This window comes from Rhodococcus sp. 008, from assembly GCF_001682295.1.
Taxonomy (GTDB): Bacteria; Actinomycetota; Actinomycetes; order Mycobacteriales; family Mycobacteriaceae; genus Rhodococcus_F; species Rhodococcus_F qingshengii.
Window position 1 is genome coordinate 5,435,384 of the sequence record NZ_CP012749.1, and the last position, 19,248, is coordinate 5,454,631.

The window sequence follows — 19,248 nt, forward strand, 5'->3', positions numbered from 1 at the left end:
CTCAGCTCTTCTGGGTTGCTGCGCGGAGCTGCTCGGCGGTTGCGTCGAGCAACTCGTTCCAGGACACCTCGAACTTGTCGACGCCCTCTGTCTCGAGGACCTTGAACACGTCCGCAAGATCGATGCCGACTGCAGCGAGCTGATCGAAGACCGCCTGCGACTCCTGAGCGGTGCCCGAGATCGTGTCGCCGGTGATCTCGCCATGGTCGGCGAGGGCGTCGAGCGTCTTCTCCGGCATAGTGTTGACCGTGTTCGGCGCGATCAACTCGGTGACGTAGAGAGTGTCGGGGTAATCCGGGTTCTTCACGCCGGTCGACGCCCACAGCGGACGCTGAGCCTTGGCGCCGTCGGCCAGAAGAGCCTGGAAGCGCGGCTGCACCTCGAAGATCTGCTGGTACGCGTTGTACGCCAGACGCGCGTTTGCGAGTGCAGCCTTGCCACGAAGCTCGAGGGCTTCCGGCGTGCCGATTGCCGTGAGGCGGTTGTCGATCTCGGAATCCACGCGGGAGACGAAGAACGAGGCGACCGACTCGATGGACGAGATGTCGCGGCCGGCAGCCTTGGCGGTGTCCAGACCTTCCAGGTATGCGCCCATGACTGCCTCGTAGCGCTCGACCGAGAAGATCAAGGTGACGTTGACGCTGATGCCCTCACCGATCACCTTGGCGATGGCGGGAATGCCTGCCAGCGTCGCGGGGATCTTGATCAGGACGTTCGGGCGATCGACGATCTTGTGCAGCTCGATCGCCTGCGCGACGGTGGCGTCGGTGTCGTGTGCCAGGCGAGGGTCGACTTCGATGGACACGCGGCCGTCGACGCCGTTCGACGCCTCGAACTGCGGAGCCAGGATGTCGCACGCTGCACGCACGTCGTCGGTGGTCACCGCGGTGATGGTGGCGTCGACATCGGCGCCGCCCTGTGCGAGCTCACGGACCTGAGCGTCGTACGCCGATCCCTTGGACAGTGCCGCCTGGAAGATCGACGGGTTGGTCGTGACACCCACGATCGACTTCGTGTCGATGAGGTTCTGCAGGTTGCCGGACTGGATGCGATCCCGCGAGAGGTCGTCGAGCCAGATGGAAACGCCTGCAGCGGAGAGCTTTTCGGTATTCACGTTCTGTGTCATCGAGATCATCCCTTCACAGCTGCGAGGGAGCGCTGCGCGGCTTCGACAGTCGCGTCGGCAGTGATGCCGAACTCCCGGAACAAGGTCTTGTAATCGGCGGAAGCGCCGTAGTGCTCGAGCGAGACGGCCTGACCGGCGTCGCCGAGGATGCGCCACCACGGCATCGCGATGCCGGCTTCGACGGACACACGCGCGCGCACGGCGGGCGGAATGACCTCGTCGCGGTACGCCTGATCCTGCTCGAGGAACCAATCGAGGCACGGCACGGAAACGACGCGGGTTGCGACGCCCTGAGCTTCGAGGGTTTCGCGAGCCTCGGTGGCCAGATGCAGTTCGGAACCGGTCGCCAGCAAGATGACCTCGGGCGAACCGTTGGCTGCGTCGACGAGGACGTAAGCGCCGCGCTTGACACCCTCGGCAGCCTTCTCCTTGGTGCCTTCGAGAACCGGGATGTCCTGGCGCGTGAGTGCCAGAGCCGTCGGGCCCGTCTTGTTCTCGAGTGCTGCCTGCCATGCGAAAGAGGTCTCGTTGGCGTCACCCGGGCGGACGACGGCGAGGTTCGGGATCGCACGAAGAGCAGCGAGGTGCTCGACCGGCTGGTGGGTCGGGCCGTCTTCGCCGAGACCGATGGAGTCGTGGGTCCAGACGTAGGTGACGGCAGTCTTCATCAGTGCGGCCAGGCGAACCGCCGGACGCATGTAGTCGGAGAAGACCATGAAGGTTCCGCCGTACGGGCGGGTGGGTCCGTGAAGCGCGATGCCGTTGAGGATCGAGCCCATCGCGTGCTCGCGGATGCCGAAGTGGAGCGTGCGGCCGTAAGGCTGCGCATTCCAGTCGTTTGTGGAGATGGAGAACGGGCCGAACGAATCTGCGCCCTTGATGGTGGTGTTGTTGCTGCCGGCGAGGTCGGCGGAGCCGCCCCACAGCTCGGGCAGGATCGGTCCGAGCGCGTTGAGCGCCGAACCGGAGGCCTTGCGAGTCGCAACGCCCTTGGCGTCGGCCTCGTAGGTCGGGAGAGCGTCGGCCCAGCCGGCAGGGAACTCACCGGCGAACAGGCGGTCGAAGAGTTCCTTGCGCTCGGTCTCACGTGCAGCCCACGCGTCGAACTCGACCTGCCATGCCTTGCGTGCGTCGGCGCCGCGGGAGACGACCTCACGGGCGTGAGCCAGGGCGTCGGCGTCGACGTCGAAGGACTTGGCCGGATCGAAGCCGAGGGCTTCCTTGACCGCTGCAACTTCGTCGGCACCGAGAGCGGAGCCGTGGACGTCGCCGGTGTTCATCTTCTTCGGAGCCGGGAAACCGATGATGGTGCGGAGCAAGATGATGGAGGGACGATCGACGACGGCCTTGGCCGCGGCAACCGCGTCGAGGATGCCGGAGACGTTCTCGCCACCTTCGACGTGCTGAACGTGCCAGCCGTATGCCTCGTATCGCTTTCCGACGTCTTCGCCGAGAGCGATGGTGGTGTCGTGCTCGATGGAGATCTTGTTGTCGTCGTAGAAGACGATGAGGTTGCCCAGTTCCTGGACACCGGCGAGAGACGAGGCCTCGGACGTAACGCCTTCTTCGATGTCACCGTCGGACGCGATCACGTAGATGTGATGGTCGAAGGGGGAGGAGCCGACCGGGGTCTCCGGATCGAACAACCCACGCTCACGACGCGCAGCCATCGCCATACCGACTGCGGACGCAAGGCCCTGGCCCAGCGGACCGGTGGTCATCTCGACGCCGACGGTGTGGCCGACCTCGGGGTGGCCGGGGGTCAGTGCGCCCCACGTGCGGAGAGCTTCGAGGTCAGCGAGCTCGAGACCGTAGCCCGACAGGTAGAGCTGGGTGTACAGCGTCAAGGATGAATGGCCACAGGAGAGAACGAAGCGGTCACGGCCGACCCATTCTGCATCCGAAGGATCGTGGCGCATGACGCGCTGGAAGAGGGTGTATGCCAACGGCGCCAAGCTCATTGCAGTTCCGGGATGGCCGTTGCCGACCTTCTGAACCGCGTCGGCGGCGAGCACGCGGGCGGTATCGACAGCCTTGGTGTCCAGGTCGGTCCAGTCCGAGGGGTGGACGGGTTGCGTGAGGACGTGGATCTCGTCTGTGATCGACACTGGCAGATGTCTCCTGACATGGTGTACGTGGATTGCGAGGGTGGGGTGTCCCTCCACTGCGTAACCCAGCCTAATGGTCCTGGCTGTCCGGGTCGATTCGGTTCCTCAATGGCTGCGGTCTACCATCGTTCGTAGTAGAGAACAGTGTCAGCAGTGTGTCGTGAAGAGTTAGTGCGGTAACGCGTGGTGCAAGGAGAGAACGTGCGGACAGGGCAACAGCCGAGCGGACATGGCTTCGGCAGCCCAGGTGCCGCCCCGCGGGCGACCAATACCGATACGGTGTGGGGTCGCGCAACGGGCAAGGTTCTGGCTTATATCGCGCTCACGAAGCCGCGAGTGATCGAATTGCTGTTGGTGGCAACCATTCCGGCAATGCTGTTGGCCGATCGCGGAACAGTCGACATCGTTCTGATCCTCAGCACCCTCTTCGGTGGCTGGATGGGCGCGGCGAGTGCGAACTCGCTCAACTGCGTCGTCGACGCCGACATCGACAAGGTCATGAAGCGCACGGCGAAGCGTCCGCTGGCCCGCGAGGCGGTGCCGACGCGCAACGCGCTCGTCTTCGGGCTCCTTCTCGGACTCGCGTCGTTCCTGTGGCTGTGGTGGCGAGCCAACCTCTTGGCCGGCATCCTCGTCGTGATCACGATCGCGTTCTACGTCCTCATCTACACGATGGTTCTCAAGCGTCGTACCTGGCAGAACGTCATCTGGGGTGGCGCAGCCGGATGTATGCCCGTCCTCGTGGGCTGGGCCGCTGTCACCGGGTCGCTGAGCTGGCAGCCCGTCGTGCTGTTCCTGATCATCTTCTTCTGGACGCCGCCGCACACCTGGGCGCTGGCGATGCGATACAAAGAGGACTACAAAGCTGCCGGTGTTCCCATGCTTCCGGTGATCGCCACCGAAGAGCACGTCACCAAGCAGATTCTGTTCTACAGCTGGGCAATGGTCGTCACGACGCTTGTCCTCGTCCCCGCGTCGGGCGTCATCTACGCCGCAATCACCATCGTCGCCGGTGCGTGGTTCCTGCTCATGGCACATCAGCTGTACCGCAGCGTTCGCGGTGGTGCTCAGGTCAAACCGCTCCGCCTGTTCCTGCAGTCCAACAACTATCTTGCGATCGTGTTCGTCGGCCTCGCTGTCGACTCGGTTCTCGGACTGCAGACGATCAGCGACATGCTCAGCTGATTCTGCTGTGCGCCTTTATTAACCGCGGGCGGTTAATAAAGGCGCACAGCACTTCGCTAGGGGATCAGAACGATCGACCCGGTCGTTGCTCGACCTTCCAGATCCCGATGCGCTGTTGCCGCATCGGCGAGGGGATACTCGGCGCCGACGCGAATATCGAGTTTCCCGGCCGCAATGGCGTCGAAGACATCGCCGGCACGCCAGGTCAGTTCCTCTCGAGTGCGAATGTGATGCGCGAGCGTCGGACGCGTCAGGAACAGCGAACCCGACGAATTGAGCCGCTGCGGATCAACCGGCGGAACCGGTCCACTGGCCGCACCGAACAAAGCGACCGTGCCGCGGATGCGCACGGAAGCCAAGCTCGAATCAAAAGTTGTCGCGCCGACGCCGTCGTATGCCGCCGCTACTCCTTCGCCGCCGGTCAACTCCCGGACTCGCGCTGCGATGTCCTCGTCGTACCGCAGAACCTCCGAGGCACCCGCGCCGCGCGAGAGTTCTTCCTTTGCATCCGATGACACAGTCGTGATGACCTTCGCCCCGAGGCTGACGGCCATCTGCGTCAGGATCAACCCGACGCCGCCCGCGCCTGCGTGCACGAGCACGGTGTCGCCGCTCTGGATCGGATACGTCGACTTCGCGAGGTAGTGCGCCGTCATCCCCTGCAGGAGCGCCGACGCTGCGGCCGATGCAGGGACACCGTCAGGCACTTTCACGGCGACTGCGGCGGGAACAGCCACCTTCTCGGCATAGCTGCCAGTGGCAGCGGCCCACGCGACCCGGTCGCCCACGGAGAATTCGTTGACGTCGGAGCCGACAGCTTCGACAACACCGCTGCCCTCGTCGCCGGGAATGTAGGGGAGCGGACGCTTGTACTGGCCCATTCGGAAGTACGTGTCGATGAAATTGATGCCGATCGCTTCGGTCTTGACGAGTAGATCGCCTGGGCCGGGTGTCGGTTCGGGTTGTTCGGTCAGAGTCAGAACGTCTGGTCCGCCGGTCTCGGTCACGTAGATGGCTCGCATGGTTTCTGTTCTACACCCGAGGCGGCCGACGCTCAGTCCATGCCTGGTGTCGCTTCCGGGCTACCGACCAGTATTGTCGAGTCATGAGCACCGATACCGAGAAGTCGGACGCCACCCCGTCCGCGCCGGAACTGCCGAAGTCCACGGTGAACGCCATCACCAAGTTCGTCGCCGAGCACGGCGGCTCCGCCAGCGCCGTCATCCAGCCGGTCGGCCTGGCCGGCGTTCGCATCACCCTCGTAGGTGCCGACGGCATCCTCGGTGATCAGGTCGTCGAGGACCTCGCCACGGCAAACGCGGTCGTCGCGTCCTTCGACAACGTCACCGTCGCCGAGTGGGAGCGCGAACTGACGAGCATCGTCACCCCGCAGGAAGGCCATTTCAAGAAGATGGCCGGTTGGGTCGCCAACCAGACTCGGTTCCCGAAAGCTCGCAACGAATCCTGAAATGACGTGTGGGGCGTAGGAACACCTTTTGGTGTTCCTACGCCCCACACGTGTCTTGAAGCGTCAGACAGCTGGTATCGGCGAATTGGTCGGCGTGTACTGGCGGGTCTTACCCGCAGCCCAAACTGCTGCGGTCGCAGCCGTGCACAGTCCTGCACCGGCGACGTGCATGATCACCAGAACTTCCGGCACATCGGTGAAGTACTGCACGACACCGATGAGCGTCTGCGCGAGGATCAGTCCCAGCAGGACCTTCAGACGGATCTTCACGGCTGCGGATGTCCCGACCGCATACAGGCCGAAGGTCAGACCCACGACCAGCGCGAGATATCCGACCAGAAGCTGTGAGTGCAGATGGACGAGCGTCACGATCTCGATCTCCAGGCGAGGCACCGTCCGGTCCAGTCCCTTGTCGCCGGCGTGCGGGCCTGCGCCCGTTACGAGAGTTCCAGCGACCAAAACGCCGGCGAGCGCGACACCTGACAGCGCGGTAAGCCAGCGCAACGGCTTCGGCATCACGACCAGAGTTGTTGCTTCGTCGGGTTCCGCGATCTTCGCGTACATCACCGTGGCAACCCAGACCATCAGCATCGACGCAACCAGGTGAATGGCGACCGTCCACCACAGCAAGCCTGTGAGGACGGTGATACCGCCGATCACTGCCTGAACGACAGTGCCGAGCGGCATCATCCAGGCGTAGACAAGCACCTCTTTGCGTCGGCGAGCGCGAGTCACCGCAAGCACGATCGCAGCGGCGACGATGACGACCAGGAAGGTCAGCAGGCGGTTGCCGAACTCGACGGCTTGGTGAATCACCGCGACCTGTCCGTGGCCGACCGGGACGAAGCTACCGGGGAAGCACTGCGGCCACGTCGGGCAACCGAGTCCCGAGTCCGTCACGCGCACCACCGCGCCGGTGACAGCGATGCCGCCCTGCGTCAGGATCACGATGAACGCGATGATTTTCTGCGTTTTCAGCGAGGGGAGAGGTAGTCGATCCACCAAGCGTAAAAATCCGGCATACACACGATTCACCACGCCAACGATCGTAGTTCCCCATCAACTACACAGTGTCGTTGGGGCCAGCTCGCTCCGCGCCTGCCCCGCGTCGTTGGGGCCAGCTCGCTCCGCGCCTGCCCCGCGTCGTTGGGGCCAGCTCGCTCCGCGCCTGCCCCGCGTCGTTGGGGCCAGCTCGCTCCGCGCCTGCCCCGCGTCGTTGGGGCCAGCTCGCTCCGCGCCTGCCCCGCGTCGTTGGGGCCAGCTCGCTCCGCGCCTGCCCCGCGTCGTTGGGGCCAGCTCGCTCCGCGCCTGCCCCGCGTCGTTGGGGCCAGCTCGCTCCGCGCCTGCCCCGCGTCGTTGGGGCCAGCTCGCTCCGCGCCTGCCCCGCGTCGTTGGGGCCAGCTCGCTCCGCGCCTGCCCCGCGTCGTTGGGGCCAGCTCGCGTCAGTTCGCGCGAACTCGCACGATTCCCGAGATCGTTCCCTGGAAGTACTCGCCCGACTCGGTGATGAGTGCAGACATCTGAAGGGTGTCGTTGAGGATCGTCGACGGCAGCGGAGTCGAACCGATCTGCGACCCGTCCTTCGAGTCGATCACCGCGAAGGAGTAACCGTCCAGCGGAGAGGTGTTCGGAGCACCGTCCCGTGTCACGGTGTAAATCGAGCCGTCAGCCGTCGAGAGGTGGGGTACCGCGGAGCTACGAATCGTGTTGTCCCACACGACATGGCAACCGACCGGATCGATGTCGACGCGGGTCATTCCGCCGTTGAAGGGTGCCGTGGCGGGGACCGCTGGACCGGCACCTTCAGGAGTCGTGGGGTACGGGTATCCGTAAGTGCCGGCGACGTAGACGGAATGACCGATGCCGACGGGGGAGTTCTCGCTGCCGCTCGGTGAGCCGTCCTGGCTGGCAGCGGACAACACCGGCTGCGTGCACACCTCGGCGCCCGTGTCAGCGCGATAGACATGCAAGCTCACTGTCGGGTGGGCGTTGTCGACGATGGTCAAGAAATCGCTGCCCGTCGACGGGCCGAAGTATGTCGGCGTCGATCCGGTTCCCCAGCTGAGCTGACCCGGATTACGGGCCGGCCCGCGGTCGTACGGCTGACGCCAGTCGATGACGACCTCGTCGCCATTTCGCTTCAGTTGGTAGAGCGCGTGGGTCGTTGCGACGGCAGTGCCCGTCGGGGAGATGGAGATGCTGTTCTGCACCTGTTCACCTTCGGGGAGCGCAATGCTGTGCGCGATTCGATCCGTGCCGACGTACCCGACGGTGCCGTGCCCGGTGGCGAACCAGACATTGCCTTCCCAGTCCGGAGCGAGGCCGGTGACGTTGTCGTCGGCGGCAACCGCACCACTGAGATCGACTACATCCGCGAGTTCCAGCCGCCAACTGCCGTCCGGATTCTGCGCATGGGAAATGCGGACCAGTTGACGGTTTCCGTCGACGGCGACGAGACGGTTCTCGTTGTCGAGGTAGGCGTAGACGCCGCCGAGCAGACTGCCCTTCGCGAGCGGCAGTTGTGCTACGGATCTACCCAACGGCGTGGCGTCGGCCTTCGGATCGATCAAATGGATGGTCGGGATCTGGCCGATCATCGTCGTGCAGAGCGAGACGATCATGCCGTCGGAACCCTGGAGGACCGTCGGGCAGGCGGCCATCATCGGGAAAGCTGTCACCTCGTGGGGGCCGGTTCCTGGACCGGGCAGCGGCGTGACGTCGGACGAGCCCGCGTCACCGTGCATGGTGGAAGTACCGACGGGACCGAGGTGCGGATTTGCAGGTGCGAGTGGACCGGACACCGAAGGGGTCGCCGTTGCGGGTCCGGCACACAACATGACTGTTGCGGCCACACAGCCGACGATCTGAGCTGTCCGTCGTGTACTCACGTGAACTTGAACCACCTTGCTGCGCAGACTCCGGCCACTGCGGCCCAGATGAGTAGTACGAGAATCGAAAACCAGTCCATCGAGGTGTCGAGGGCCGCTTCGAGTGCGTGTGCGAGAGCGCCGGACGGAACAATGCGGACCAGCGTGTGAACAGCGGTCGGAAGTTCGCCGCTGGCGAAGACCACACTGCCGATGCCCACCATGATGAACCACAGGACGTTGGCGAGAGCGAGAACGATCTCTGCGCGCAAAGTACCGCCGAGCAGGAGGCCAAGCGCTGCAAATGTGACAGTACCGATGGCAATGACCACTGCGCCGAGTACAAGTTCGACGAACGACGGACGCCATCCCAACGCCAAACCGATAGCGCCGAGCAAGAGTGACTGCAGCGCCACGACGATGATGACGGCAGCGCTCTTGCCTGCGATGATTCCCCACCGCGGTAGCGGCGTTGCACCGAGTCGCTTGAGCGCGCCGTATCGGCGGTCGAATCCGACGGCGATGGCCTGTCCGGTGAACGCCGTCGACATCACGGCAACCATCATGACACCAGGGAGCACGGTATCGACCCGAGAATCGCCCAAATCGCCGATCGGAAGTAGGCACAGTCCGATGAGCAGGGTGATCGGGATGAACATGGTGAGCAGCAATTGCTCACCGTTGCGGAGCAGAAGAGTCAGCTCCAGTTTGGTCTGCGCCGCCAGCATCTTGGCCGCCGAATTGGGGCGGGGATCCGGCGAGAAGGTGCCTGGCTCGAAGCGGTTCTCGGCGAGCCGCCGGTCTCTGGCAACGCTGATGGGACTGCTCTGGCCGTTCGACGCTGTTTCGTTCATGACCTTGATCTCCGTCATCCCCTCAGTTCCCGGCCCGTCAATTCGAGGAAGACGTCTTCCAGACTCCGTTGATCGACGCGAATGTCGTTGATCAGCACGTCCTGATCGGCACACCACGTTGCGACAGTCGCCACGGTTGCCGGATCGATTGCACCTTCGACGACGTAGGTGCCGGGGTTGGATTCCTCGATGCGGAACCCGGCGAGTGAACCGGCCAGCGAATCGAGGCTCAAACCGGGAACCGTCGTCAGACGGAGTTGTCCTTCGGCGCCCTTGCTGGTGACCTCCGCCGGCGTTCCCGACGCGACGATCTTGCCGTGGTCGATGATGACCAGTTCGTCGGCGAGCGCTTCGGCCTCGTCCATGAGGTGTGTGGTGAGCAGGACGCTCACGCCGTCGCGTCGCAGAGCGTCGATGAGTTCCCACACGAGTAGACGTGCCTGAGCGTCGAGGCCGGCGGTGGGTTCGTCCAGAAATACCAATTCGGGACGGCCGACCAGCGCGCATGCCAGTGACAGTCGTTGCTGCTGGCCTCCGGAGAGGCGGCGGTACGGGGTCTTGCGCGCATCGGTGAGGCCGAGTTTGGAAAGGAGCCAGGCGGGATCGAGCGGGTCGGCCGAGTATGCGGCCACGAGGTCGAGCATTTCCCCGGCCTTGGACCCGGGGTACGCGCCGCCGCCCTGCAGCATGACGCCGATTCGCGAGCGGACTTCACCGGAGTCGGCGATGGGGTCGAGACCGAGCACTCGAACCGTGCCGGCATCGGGGGTGACAAACCCTTCGCACATTTCGACGGTGGTCGTCTTACCGGCTCCGTTGGGGCCGAGCAGGGCAACGACCTGGGCCGTCTCGACAGTGAGATCGATACCGTCGACGGCTCGAACACCGTCGAAGGACTTGACGACACCCTGGATCTGTACCGCCGGCGTCGACGATCTGGAGGCTCTCGAGGTCACGGGGAATCAGCGTAAGCCCCCGCCGAGTTGTCTTCGTCTACCGGTCCGCCTTTCGTGATCTCCGCTACTGGCTTGTCGCTACGCCAGGGGAGTGAATTGCGGGTGAAGACGATGAGCGTTCCGGCGGTGAGGATGGTCGCGATGACGGCCTGCACGATCATGAACGGAAGGTATTCGGCGCCGTTGGACATCAACATGACGCTGACGATCGAGGTGAAGACGACGGCAGGGATGCGGAAAATCGGCGCGGTGGCCCACGCCGCCAACGGAAGGATCGCCCACAGCAGGTACCACGGCTGAACGACGGGGAACAGGAGAACGATCGCTCCGAGTGCGATGCCGAGTCCACCGACCGGGTGTATGCGGCCCATGTACACCGAGATCATCATCCGTGCGGTGACGAGCATGGCGACGAGAGTTGCGATGGGCCGCGTGATCGTGAGGATCGCCGTCGTGTGATCGCCGAGTCCGAGTAGTACACCGGCCAATCCCGTGCCGACGCCCAGGAGCGTCGGGATGGACATCCAACTCCGGACTGCGGTGGCGGTGTCGAGGGTGTTGATCCAACCCATACCGAGCCCACTGGCCACGCTGATGACAAACGTGACGACAGCGGCAACGATGCCCAGGAGAATCGCGGCTCCCGCCAAGGCTTTCCAGGTTCCACCCCAACGCCGGGCCAAAGCCATGCCGACAAATCCCAGTGCAAGCAAGGACGGAATTTTGACGGTCGACGACAAGGCGATCAAACCTGATCCCGCAACGAGATAGAACAGCGCTCGCCCACGGATGGGCCCGGACCCTTCGACTGCGCGAAGAGCGATCTCGATTCCGGCGAGCATCAACCCGAGCATGAGTGCTTCGTTGTGGATGCCGGCCACCAAGTGGAAGAGCAACAGTGGGTTCGCGGCACCGAGCCAGAGCGAACTGACGGCAGAGACACCGCATCGCTTGGCCAGTCGCGGTATCGCCCACACGATGAGCGCGACGCCGGCCAATGCGAGCAAGCGGTGCAAGAAGATTCCGGCCACGATGTTGTCGCCGGTCAGTGAGCTGATCCCGCGTCCCAGCCACAGGAAGAACGGTCCGTACGGAGCCGGGGTGTCGCGCCAGATCGTCGGAACCGTGCGGGTGAGAACGTGGTCGACGCCCAGTGCCGCCTTGGGGCCGATGGCGTACGGATCGAGTCCACGGGCCGCGATTTCGCTTTGAGCCAGATACGAGTAGACGTCGCGGCTGAACATCGGCGGTGCGACCGAGAGCGGCAGGATCCACAGCAGGAGTGTGCGGTCCAACTGGGAACGGGTCATGCGCCGCGGTGCGCCGGAACGGCTGCGTATGTCCCCGACTGCAAATCGGCCCATCATCAGCCAGGCCAGAACGACGAGCACGGTTCCGGTCATCGTCATGGTGAGTGAGACCGTCGGCATACGTCCGGGAAGGCTGAGGACTCGAAGTCCTGCGGTCGGATTCTGCAGGACGGGTTGTGCGCCGGCGCCGAGCGCTCCGACTGCCATCAAGACCGCGCCGGTTGCGCCGAATCGGCGAATCCCTCGCAGTTGTGCGGTTTCCTTCGCGTTCAGGCCAGGGCGCTCGTCCTCGTCGCCGTGCAGCACCGCGGCCATACTCTGCCGGGGAGCGGATCCGAAAGGTCGAACGCCGATTGTGGAAAGCGCGAGTGCCTTGGGTTTTTCCAGCAGGATCGCGCGCGCCGATCGGGCGGTCGTCGTCTTCTCGGGGGTCTGCGGCACACCAGGCAGCGTAGCGGCTCCATCCAGCCGGACAGACAAGCACAAACAACGTACGTTGTCCGGATATTCCCGAATGTAATGCAGGTTGCCCTTAGTAGACCTGCGAAAAGAATTCCGTCACACTTGTGTTGTGAAAAGAAATGCGTCAGACCCACGAAGCAAGGAAGTTGCAGGTCAGCCCACTGTAGCGGCCTCGCCGAGTGCTGCCGCAAATCCGGTGACAGTGAGCGTCGAAGGTCAGACGCGGGCGGCAGTGGTCAAGCTGCTACTCGAAGAAGGCCCCATTACCGCCTCCGAAATCGGCACGCGCCTCGGTTTGAGTGCCGCAGGTGTCCGACGTCACTTGGATGCGTTGATCGAGTCCGGCGAAGCCCGTACCGCTTCGGCGTCGTCGCTGCGTCAGCGTGGACGAGGTCGTCCCGCCAAGCGGTTCCAGATCACCGCGACCGGTCGCGGCCGCCTCGGCCACACCTACGACGATCTGGCGGGAGCCGCGATGCGGCAACTCCGTGAAATCGGCGGAGACGCGGCAATCGAGGAGTTCGCCAAGCGTCGGGTTCAGGCGATCGTCGGAGACGTCGAACCGGCTGATCCGACAGATGTCGACAACGTCGAGGCGACAGCGGACGCAATCGCCGAAGCCTTCAACGCGGTGGGGTTCGCGGCGTCGACCCGGCCGGTCGGCAACGGCGTGCAGATCTGCCAACACCATTGCCCGGTTTCCCATGTGGCAGAAGAGTTTCCGGAACTGTGCGAGGCAGAGCAGCAAGCATTCCGGCAATTGCTCGGGACTCATGTTCAGCGTCTGGCGACCATCGCCAACGGTGACTGCGCCTGCACGACGCACGTGCCCCTCGTGTCCACCGGGAGTAGATGACCGGACCAGAGTGTTCTACAGAGCGTTGCCACCGTGCAGCGTTCGAATAGAGATTTTTCAGCTAGTTCTTCAAAGTCAGAACTGCTCGACCACAGCGACCAGCCCTCGCTGAACCCGAGCAGCCGTCAAGAAACAAGACTCCGGAAGGAGCTCGCATGACCGTCACATCAGACCAGGCGACTACCACTGCGGCAGCAGGCACCGAGCCGCTCACGCAGGAAGAGACCATCGCGTCCCTCGGTCATTACGGCTACGGCTGGTCCGATTCCGACGAAGCCGGAGCCAGCGCGCAGCGCGGGTTGTCCGAGGCTGTCGTGCGGGACATCTCCGCCAAGAAGAGCGAGCCCGAGTGGATGCTCGACATCCGCCTCAAGGCGCTGCGCACCTTCGACAAGAAGCCGATGCCGAACTGGGGCAGCGACCTCGAAGGTATTCACTTCGACAACATCAAGTACTTCGTCCGGTCCAGCGAGAAGCAGGCCGAGTCGTGGGAAGACCTGCCCGAGGACATCAAGAACACGTACGACAAGCTCGGCATCCCCGAGGCGGAGAAGCAGCGCCTCGTTGCCGGCGTCGCAGCTCAGTACGAGTCCGAGGTCGTCTACCACTCGATCCGTGAGGACCTCGAGGAGCAGGGCGTCATCTTCCTCGACACGGACACCGGTCTCAAGCAGCACCCGGAGCTGTTCAAGGAGTACTTCGGATCGGTCATCCCGGCCGGCGACAACAAGTTCTCCGCGCTGAACACCGCCGTGTGGTCCGGTGGCTCGTTCATCTACGTTCCGCCGGGAGTCCACGTGGACATCCCGTTGCAGGCGTACTTCCGCATCAACACCGAGAACATGGGTCAGTTCGAGCGCACCCTGATCATCGTCGACGAAGATGCCTCCGTGCACTATGTCGAGGGTTGCACCGCGCCGATCTACAAGTCCGATTCACTGCACTCGGCCGTCGTCGAGATCATCGTGAAGAAGGGCGGCCACTGCCGCTACACGACCATCCAGAACTGGTCCAACAACGTCTACAACCTGGTGACCAAGCGCACCAAGGTCGAGGCCGGCGGATCCATGGAGTGGGTCGACGGCAACATCGGCTCCAAGGTCACCATGAAGTACCCGGCCGTGTGGCTGATGGGCGAGTACGCCCGCGGTGAGGTTCTCTCCGTTGCGTTCTCCGGCGAGGGCCAGCACCAGGACACCGGCGCCAAGATGCTCCACCTCGCGCCGCACACGTCCTCGACCATCATCAGCAAGTCTGTCGCCCGTGGTGGTGGACGTGCGTCGTACCGCGGTCTGGTGCAGGTCAACAAGGGTGCCCACGGCTCCAAGTCGACCGTCAAGTGTGACGCTCTGCTGGTCGACCAGATCAGCCGAAGCGACACCTACCCGTACGTCGACATCCGCGAGGACGACGTCACCATGGGTCACGAGGCCACCGTTTCGAAGGTCAGTGACGATCAGCTCTTCTACCTGATGAGCCGCGGACTGACCGAGGACGAGGCGATGGCCACCATCGTGCGTGGATTCGTCGAGCCCATCGCGAAGGAACTCCCGATGGAGTACGCGCTCGAGCTCAACCGCCTTATCGAACTTCAGATGGAAGGGGCTGTGGGTTAGTGACCACGCCAGAGACCGGAGTCATCGGAGCTGTTGCCGGGGAGAACCCGACCGCTCCTGTAAAGGGTGCAGCCACAGGCTCACCCATCACGAACAAGGGTGAGCAGTTCTCCTCGTTCGACGTCAATGCTTTCGAGGTTCCCGGCGGACGTGACGAGATCTGGCGGTTCACCCCGCTGCGTCGCCTCCGGGGATTGCACGACGGCAGCGCCGTCGCCAACGGACAGGTCACCGTCGAGGTCGACGGCGGAAGCGACATCACCGTCGAGACCGTCGGCCGTGACGACGCACGTCTGGGCAAAGCCGGCGTTCCCGCTGATCGCATTGCAGCGCAGGCGTATTCGAGCTTCGAGACGGCAACGGTCATCTCGGTTGGTGCCGAGGTCGAGGTCGAGAAGCCCGTTGTGGTCACCATGACCGGCCCCGGAGTCGACAACGTCGCCTACGGACACACCCAGATTCGTCTGGCGCAGTTCGCCAAGGCGACGTTCGTGATCGACCAGCGCGGCAGCGGAACCTTCGCGGAGAACATCGAATTCGTTCTCGGTGACAGTTCGCAGCTGACCGTGGTGGCCATCCAGGACTGGGCGGACGACGCAGTTCATGTGACGTCACACCACGCTCGCCTGAACCGCGACGCAGTGCTTCGATACACCTCGATCAGCCTGGGCGGCGACCTGGTGCGCCTGTCCGCCACCGTCAAGTACGACGGACCGGGCGGCGACGCCGAACTGCTCGGCCTGTACTTCGCCGACGCCGGCCAGCATCTGGAACAGCGTCTGCTGGTGGACCATTCGCAGCCCAACTGCAAGTCCAACGTGGTCTACAAGGGTGCGCTTCAGGGCGATCCCGGATCCGGCAAGCCCGACGCGCACACCGTGTGGATCGGCGACGTTCTCATCCGCGCCGCAGCGGAGGGCACCGACACGTTCGAGCTCAACCGCAACCTGGTGCTGACCGACGGCGCCCGCGCCGACTCGGTTCCGAACCTCGAAATCGAAACCGGTGAGATCGTCGGGGCCGGCCACGCAAGTGCAACGGGACGTTTCGACGACGAGCAGCTGTTCTACCTGCGTGCTCGTGGTATCCCGGAGGATCAGGCTCGTCGTCTGGTCGTACGTGGGTTCTTCCACGAAATCATCAACAAGATCGCTGTTCCCGAGGTGCGCGATCGCCTCGAAGCCGCAGTCGAAGCCGAACTCGCAGCCGTCGGCTCCTGACCGCCCCGCCGGCGACACCACCCCGTCGCTACGCTCGCCCGCCTCATCTTGAAGGAATTTCATGTCTACCAGTGACAACACCACCACTTCGGTCCTCGAGGTTCGTGACCTGCACGTCGAGGTCGCCAACTCCGATGCCAACGCCGAGCCCATCCAGATCCTCAAGGGCGTCGACCTGACGGTCCGCTCGGGGGAGACCCACGCGATCATGGGCCCCAACGGCTCCGGCAAGTCGACTCTGTCGTACGCCATCGCCGGTCACCCCAAGTACCAGGTCACGTCCGGCTCCATCACCCTCAACGGTGAAGACGTCCTCGCAATGAGCGTCGACGAGCGTGCGCGTGCCGGGCTCTTCCTGGCCATGCAGTACCCCGTCGAGGTTCCCGGCGTTTCCATGTCCAACTTCCTGCGCACCGCCGCTACGGCCGTGCGAGGCGAGGCTCCCAAGCTGCGCCACTGGGTCAAGGAAGTCAAGGAAGCCCTCAGCGAGCTCGAGATCGATCCCTCGTTCATCGAGCGCTCGGTCAACGAAGGTTTCTCCGGTGGCGAGAAGAAGCGCCACGAGATCCTGCAGTTGGGCATGCTCAAGCCGAAGATCGCGATCCTCGACGAGACCGACTCCGGCCTCGACGTCGACGCTCTGCGCACCGTCTCCGAAGGCGTCAACCGCTACAAGGAGCGCGAGAACGGCGGCGTTCTGCTGATCACGCACTACACGCGCATTCTGCGCTACATCAACCCCGACTTCGTTCACGTGTTCGTCGGTGGCCGCATCGTCGAGTCCGGTGGACCGGAGCTGGCCGACGAGCTCGAGACCAACGGCTACGTTCGTTTCACCGCGGACACCGCAGCTACCCAGGGAGCGTAATCACGATGACCACCTCGGTGCGCGAGCTCGACGTCACAGCGGTTCGGGCCGACTTCCCGATCCTGGCGCGAACCGTGCGCGACGGAAAACCTTTGGTGTACTTGGATTCCGGCGCTACCTCGCAGCGTCCGGTCCAGGTTCTCGATGCCGAACGGGACTTCCTGACCACGTGTAACGCGGCAGTACACCGGGGTGCTCATCAGCTCGCAGAAGAGGCGACGGACGCGTACGAGAATGCTCGCGCCACCATCGCTTCTTTCGTGGGCGCGGATTCGGACGAGTTGGTGTTCACCAAGAACGCCACCGAGGCTCTCAATCTGGTGACCTACGTTCTCGGTGACGATCGCTTCGACCGCCATGTCGGTCCTGGCGACGAAATCGTCATCACCGAACTCGAACACCACGCCAACCTCGTTCCCTGGCAGGAACTTGCGCGCCGAACCGGTGCGACGCTCAAGTGGTACGGAGTCACCGACGACGGCCGGATCGATCTCGATTCGCTGGAGCTGACAGACGCGGTGAAGGTCGTTTCGTTCACCCACCAGTCCAACGTGACCGGCGCGATCGCGCCCGTCGAGGAATTGGTGCGACGAGCACGCGCCGTCGGTGCACTCGTCGTGCTCGACGCGTGCCAGTCGGTGCCTCACATGGCCGTCGACTTCCACGAACTGGGAGTGGACTACGCGGCGTTCTCGGGCCACAAGATGCTCGGCCCTTCGGGGGTCGGAGTTCTCTACGGCCGTCGTGAACTGCTGGCAGCGATGCCTCCGTTCATCACCGGCGGGTCGATGATCGAGACGGTCACCATGGAGGTCAGCACCTACGCGCCGCCGCCTCAGCGTTTCGAAGCCGGCGTACCGATGACCTCACAGGTGGTCGGACTGGGCGCTGCCGTGGATTACCTGAACACCTTCGGGATGGACGCCGTCGCTGCGCACGAGCACGTGTTGGTGGAGGCTGCTCTCGAAAAGTTGTCGGCGATCGAAGGTCTGCGCATCATCGGACCACAGACGTCCGAGAACCGCGGCGGAGCGATTTCCTTTGTCGTGGACGGTATTCACGCCCACGACCTCGGACAGATCCTCGACGACGAGGGCGTCGCGATTCGCGTCGGACACCATTGTGCGTGGCCGCTGCATCGTAAGTTCGGTGTCGCTGCGACGGCCCGTGCGTCGTTTGCGCTCTACAACACCACCGCGGAAATCGATGTTCTCGTTGCAGCGATCAAGCGTGCGCAGGAATTTTTCGGTGTCGCAGGGGAGTTGAACTGAATCATGCGCATGGAGCAGATGTATCAGGAAGTGATCCTCGATCACTACAAACATCCGCACGGCCGCGGACTCCGTGAGCCGTTCGGCGCCGAGGTGCACCACGTCAACCCGACGTGTGGCGACGAGGTGACGTTGCGCGTCCAGATATCCGAGGACGGAACGGTCTCCGACGTCTCGTACGACGGTCAGGGTTGTTCGATCAGCCAGGCGTCGACGTCGGTGCTCAACGACCTCGTCATCGGGATGCAGGTCACCGACGCACTGAAGACGGTGACGGCGTTCAACGAGATGGTGAGCAGTCGGGGCACCGTCGAGGGGGACGAGGACGTTCTCGGCGACGGTATCGCGTTCGTCGGAGTCTCGAAGTATCCGGCACGCGTGAAGTGCGCCTTGCTCGGATGGATGGCATTCAAGGATGCTGTAGTCCAGATTGTCGACGGCAGTGCTGTGACGACGGCGGACAGCAGCAGTGAATTGGTCGACACGACTGAAGGACAGGGATCATGACCGAGACACAACCAGTGCAGGACGCCGAGGTCGGCGCTCCGGTGAATCCGAATCCCGATTCCACTGCGGAATTCGGTGGCGCACAGGGCAGTGGCACTGTCCCGTCGCCTGAGCGACTCGACGAACTCGAAGAAGCGATGCGCGACGTCGTCGATCCCGAACTGGGAATCAACGTCGTCGATCTCGGCTTGGTCTACGGACTCTTCGAAGACGACGGTGTCGTCACGATCGACATGACTTTGACGTCGGCGGCGTGCCCGTTGACCGACGTGATCGAGGACCAGGCACGCGGCGCACTTGTGCGTAGCGATCTGTGTACCGACATGAAGATCAACTGGGTGTGGTTGCCGCCGTGGGGACCGGACAAGATCACCGAAGACGGACGCGAGCAACTGCGCGCACTCGGCTTCACGGTCTGACAAGTAACCTCGGCACGATCAACTGAATAGATTTCACCGGAGCGTCGGTGCCCGTTCGTCGGGTACCGGCGCTTCGGTTTGTTATATAGGGCCGTTTTAGCCATGATATTCAGGACAATAGTCCCAAATGGTTGTTTGATGAATATTTGCTGGAA

General features: G+C 63.7%; 17 protein-coding genes. 9 read left to right on the forward strand and 8 right to left on the reverse strand.

Annotated features, from left to right (window positions below):
* Position 1: 1 nt before the first annotated feature.
* Both tal and tkt read right to left on the reverse strand, forming a co-directional pair.
* Positions 2 to 1,126, reverse strand: a complete 1,125-nt coding sequence (gene tal / locus AOT96_RS25370) for a transaldolase (protein WP_065352937.1) — start codon at positions 1,124 to 1,126, stop codon at positions 2 to 4.
* Between the two features lie 5 nt (positions 1,127 to 1,131).
* Positions 1,132 to 3,234 carry a transketolase gene (gene tkt, locus AOT96_RS25375; protein ID WP_003944976.1) on the reverse strand — a complete coding sequence of 701 codons (2,103 nt, stop codon included), beginning with the start codon at positions 3,232 to 3,234 and terminating at the stop codon, positions 1,132 to 1,134.
* A gap of 201 nt (positions 3,235 to 3,435) precedes the next feature.
* On the opposite strand from tkt, the gene AOT96_RS25380 reads away from it, so the two are divergent.
* On the forward strand, positions 3,436 to 4,419 hold the full coding sequence (locus AOT96_RS25380) for a heme o synthase (RefSeq protein ID WP_003944994.1): 984 nt from the start codon (positions 3,436 to 3,438) through the stop codon (positions 4,417 to 4,419).
* A gap of 56 nt (positions 4,420 to 4,475) precedes the next feature.
* Here AOT96_RS25380 and AOT96_RS25385 read toward each other — a convergent pair whose 3' ends face one another.
* The gene (locus AOT96_RS25385) at positions 4,476 to 5,441 is read right to left on the reverse strand and encodes a quinone oxidoreductase family protein (protein WP_021332986.1); all 966 of its coding nucleotides are present in this window, start codon (positions 5,439 to 5,441) and stop codon (positions 4,476 to 4,478) included.
* Between the two features lie 83 nt (positions 5,442 to 5,524).
* Between AOT96_RS25385 and AOT96_RS25390 the strand changes: the two genes are divergently transcribed.
* The gene (locus AOT96_RS25390) at positions 5,525 to 5,887 is read left to right on the forward strand and encodes a hypothetical protein (RefSeq protein ID WP_003945032.1); all 363 of its coding nucleotides are present in this window, start codon (positions 5,525 to 5,527) and stop codon (positions 5,885 to 5,887) included.
* 63 nt (positions 5,888 to 5,950) lie between these two features.
* On the opposite strand, the gene AOT96_RS25395 is transcribed toward AOT96_RS25390, so the two are convergent.
* From AOT96_RS25395 to mptB, 5 genes are all read right to left on the reverse strand, one after another.
* Positions 5,951 to 6,925: a COX15/CtaA family protein gene (locus tag AOT96_RS25395; protein WP_197523607.1), complete on the reverse strand. Its 975-nt coding sequence runs from the start codon at positions 6,923 to 6,925 to the stop codon at positions 5,951 to 5,953.
* A gap of 404 nt (positions 6,926 to 7,329) precedes the next feature.
* The gene (locus AOT96_RS25400; RefSeq protein WP_231917463.1) at positions 7,330 to 8,724 is read right to left on the reverse strand and encodes a hypothetical protein; all 1,395 of its coding nucleotides are present in this window, start codon (positions 8,722 to 8,724) and stop codon (positions 7,330 to 7,332) included.
* A 47-nt stretch (positions 8,725 to 8,771) separates the two neighbouring features.
* Complete coding sequence (locus tag AOT96_RS25405) at positions 8,772 to 9,608, reverse strand: ABC transporter permease (protein WP_371735117.1); 837 nt, start codon at positions 9,606 to 9,608, stop codon at positions 8,772 to 8,774.
* 14 nt (positions 9,609 to 9,622) lie between these two features.
* Positions 9,623 to 10,564 (reverse strand): ABC transporter ATP-binding protein, encoded by a 942-nt coding sequence (locus tag AOT96_RS25410; protein WP_007727917.1) that lies wholly within the window; start codon positions 10,562 to 10,564, stop codon positions 9,623 to 9,625.
* Positions 10,561 to 12,315, reverse strand: a complete 1,755-nt coding sequence (gene mptB, locus AOT96_RS25415) for a polyprenol phosphomannose-dependent alpha 1,6 mannosyltransferase MptB (protein WP_003944776.1) — start codon at positions 12,313 to 12,315, stop codon at positions 10,561 to 10,563. Before mptB ends, AOT96_RS25410 begins: the two co-directional genes overlap by 4 nt.
* A gap of 130 nt (positions 12,316 to 12,445) precedes the next feature.
* On the opposite strand from mptB, the gene AOT96_RS25420 reads away from it, so the two are divergent.
* From AOT96_RS25420 to AOT96_RS25450, 7 genes are all read left to right on the forward strand, one after another.
* Positions 12,446 to 13,192 (forward strand): helix-turn-helix transcriptional regulator, encoded by a 747-nt coding sequence (locus AOT96_RS25420; RefSeq protein WP_269465952.1) that lies wholly within the window; start codon positions 12,446 to 12,448, stop codon positions 13,190 to 13,192.
* 155 nt (positions 13,193 to 13,347) lie between these two features.
* Positions 13,348 to 14,808 (forward strand): Fe-S cluster assembly protein SufB, encoded by a 1,461-nt coding sequence (gene sufB, locus AOT96_RS25425; RefSeq protein ID WP_003944799.1) that lies wholly within the window; start codon positions 13,348 to 13,350, stop codon positions 14,806 to 14,808.
* Positions 14,808 to 16,028: a Fe-S cluster assembly protein SufD gene (sufD, locus tag AOT96_RS25430; protein WP_003945011.1), complete on the forward strand. Its 1,221-nt coding sequence runs from the start codon at positions 14,808 to 14,810 to the stop codon at positions 16,026 to 16,028. The genes sufB and sufD overlap by 1 nt, the downstream gene beginning before the upstream one ends.
* Positions 16,029 to 16,089: 61 nt before the next feature.
* Positions 16,090 to 16,896: a Fe-S cluster assembly ATPase SufC gene (gene sufC, locus AOT96_RS25435; protein WP_003944795.1), complete on the forward strand. Its 807-nt coding sequence runs from the start codon at positions 16,090 to 16,092 to the stop codon at positions 16,894 to 16,896.
* Between the two features lie 5 nt (positions 16,897 to 16,901).
* Entirely contained in the window at positions 16,902 to 18,167 is a 1,266-nt protein-coding gene (locus AOT96_RS25440) for a cysteine desulfurase (protein ID WP_003944865.1), read from the forward strand.
* A 3-nt stretch (positions 18,168 to 18,170) separates the two neighbouring features.
* Positions 18,171 to 18,674 (forward strand): Fe-S cluster assembly sulfur transfer protein SufU, encoded by a 504-nt coding sequence (sufU, locus tag AOT96_RS25445; RefSeq protein ID WP_003944894.1) that lies wholly within the window; start codon positions 18,171 to 18,173, stop codon positions 18,672 to 18,674.
* Positions 18,671 to 19,093, forward strand: coding sequence for a metal-sulfur cluster assembly factor (locus AOT96_RS25450; protein ID WP_003944963.1), 423 nt, complete (start codon positions 18,671 to 18,673; stop codon positions 19,091 to 19,093). The genes sufU and AOT96_RS25450 overlap by 4 nt, the downstream gene beginning before the upstream one ends.
* Positions 19,094 to 19,248: the final 155 nt, after the last annotated feature.

Coding starts and splice junctions, on each gene's coding strand:
- sufC (WP_003944795.1), top strand. CDS start 16,090: ATGTCTACCAGTGACAACACCACCACTTCGGTCCTCGAGGTTCGTGAC.
- tal (WP_065352937.1), bottom strand. CDS start 1,126: ATGACACAGAACGTGAATACCGAAAAGCTCTCCGCTGCAGGCGTTTCC.
- sufB (WP_003944799.1), top strand. CDS start 13,348: ATGACCGTCACATCAGACCAGGCGACTACCACTGCGGCAGCAGGCACC.
- AOT96_RS25385 (WP_021332986.1), bottom strand. CDS start 5,441: ATGCGAGCCATCTACGTGACCGAGACCGGCGGACCAGACGTTCTGACT.
- AOT96_RS25440 (WP_003944865.1), top strand. CDS start 16,902: ATGACCACCTCGGTGCGCGAGCTCGACGTCACAGCGGTTCGGGCCGAC.
- AOT96_RS25450 (WP_003944963.1), top strand. CDS start 18,671: ATGACCGAGACACAACCAGTGCAGGACGCCGAGGTCGGCGCTCCGGTG.
- sufU (WP_003944894.1), top strand. CDS start 18,171: ATGCGCATGGAGCAGATGTATCAGGAAGTGATCCTCGATCACTACAAA.
- AOT96_RS25400 (WP_231917463.1), bottom strand. CDS start 8,724: ATGTTGTGTGCCGGACCCGCAACGGCGACCCCTTCGGTGTCCGGTCCA.
- AOT96_RS25390 (WP_003945032.1), top strand. CDS start 5,525: ATGAGCACCGATACCGAGAAGTCGGACGCCACCCCGTCCGCGCCGGAA.
- AOT96_RS25405 (WP_371735117.1), bottom strand. CDS start 9,608: ATGAACGAAACAGCGTCGAACGGCCAGAGCAGTCCCATCAGCGTTGCC.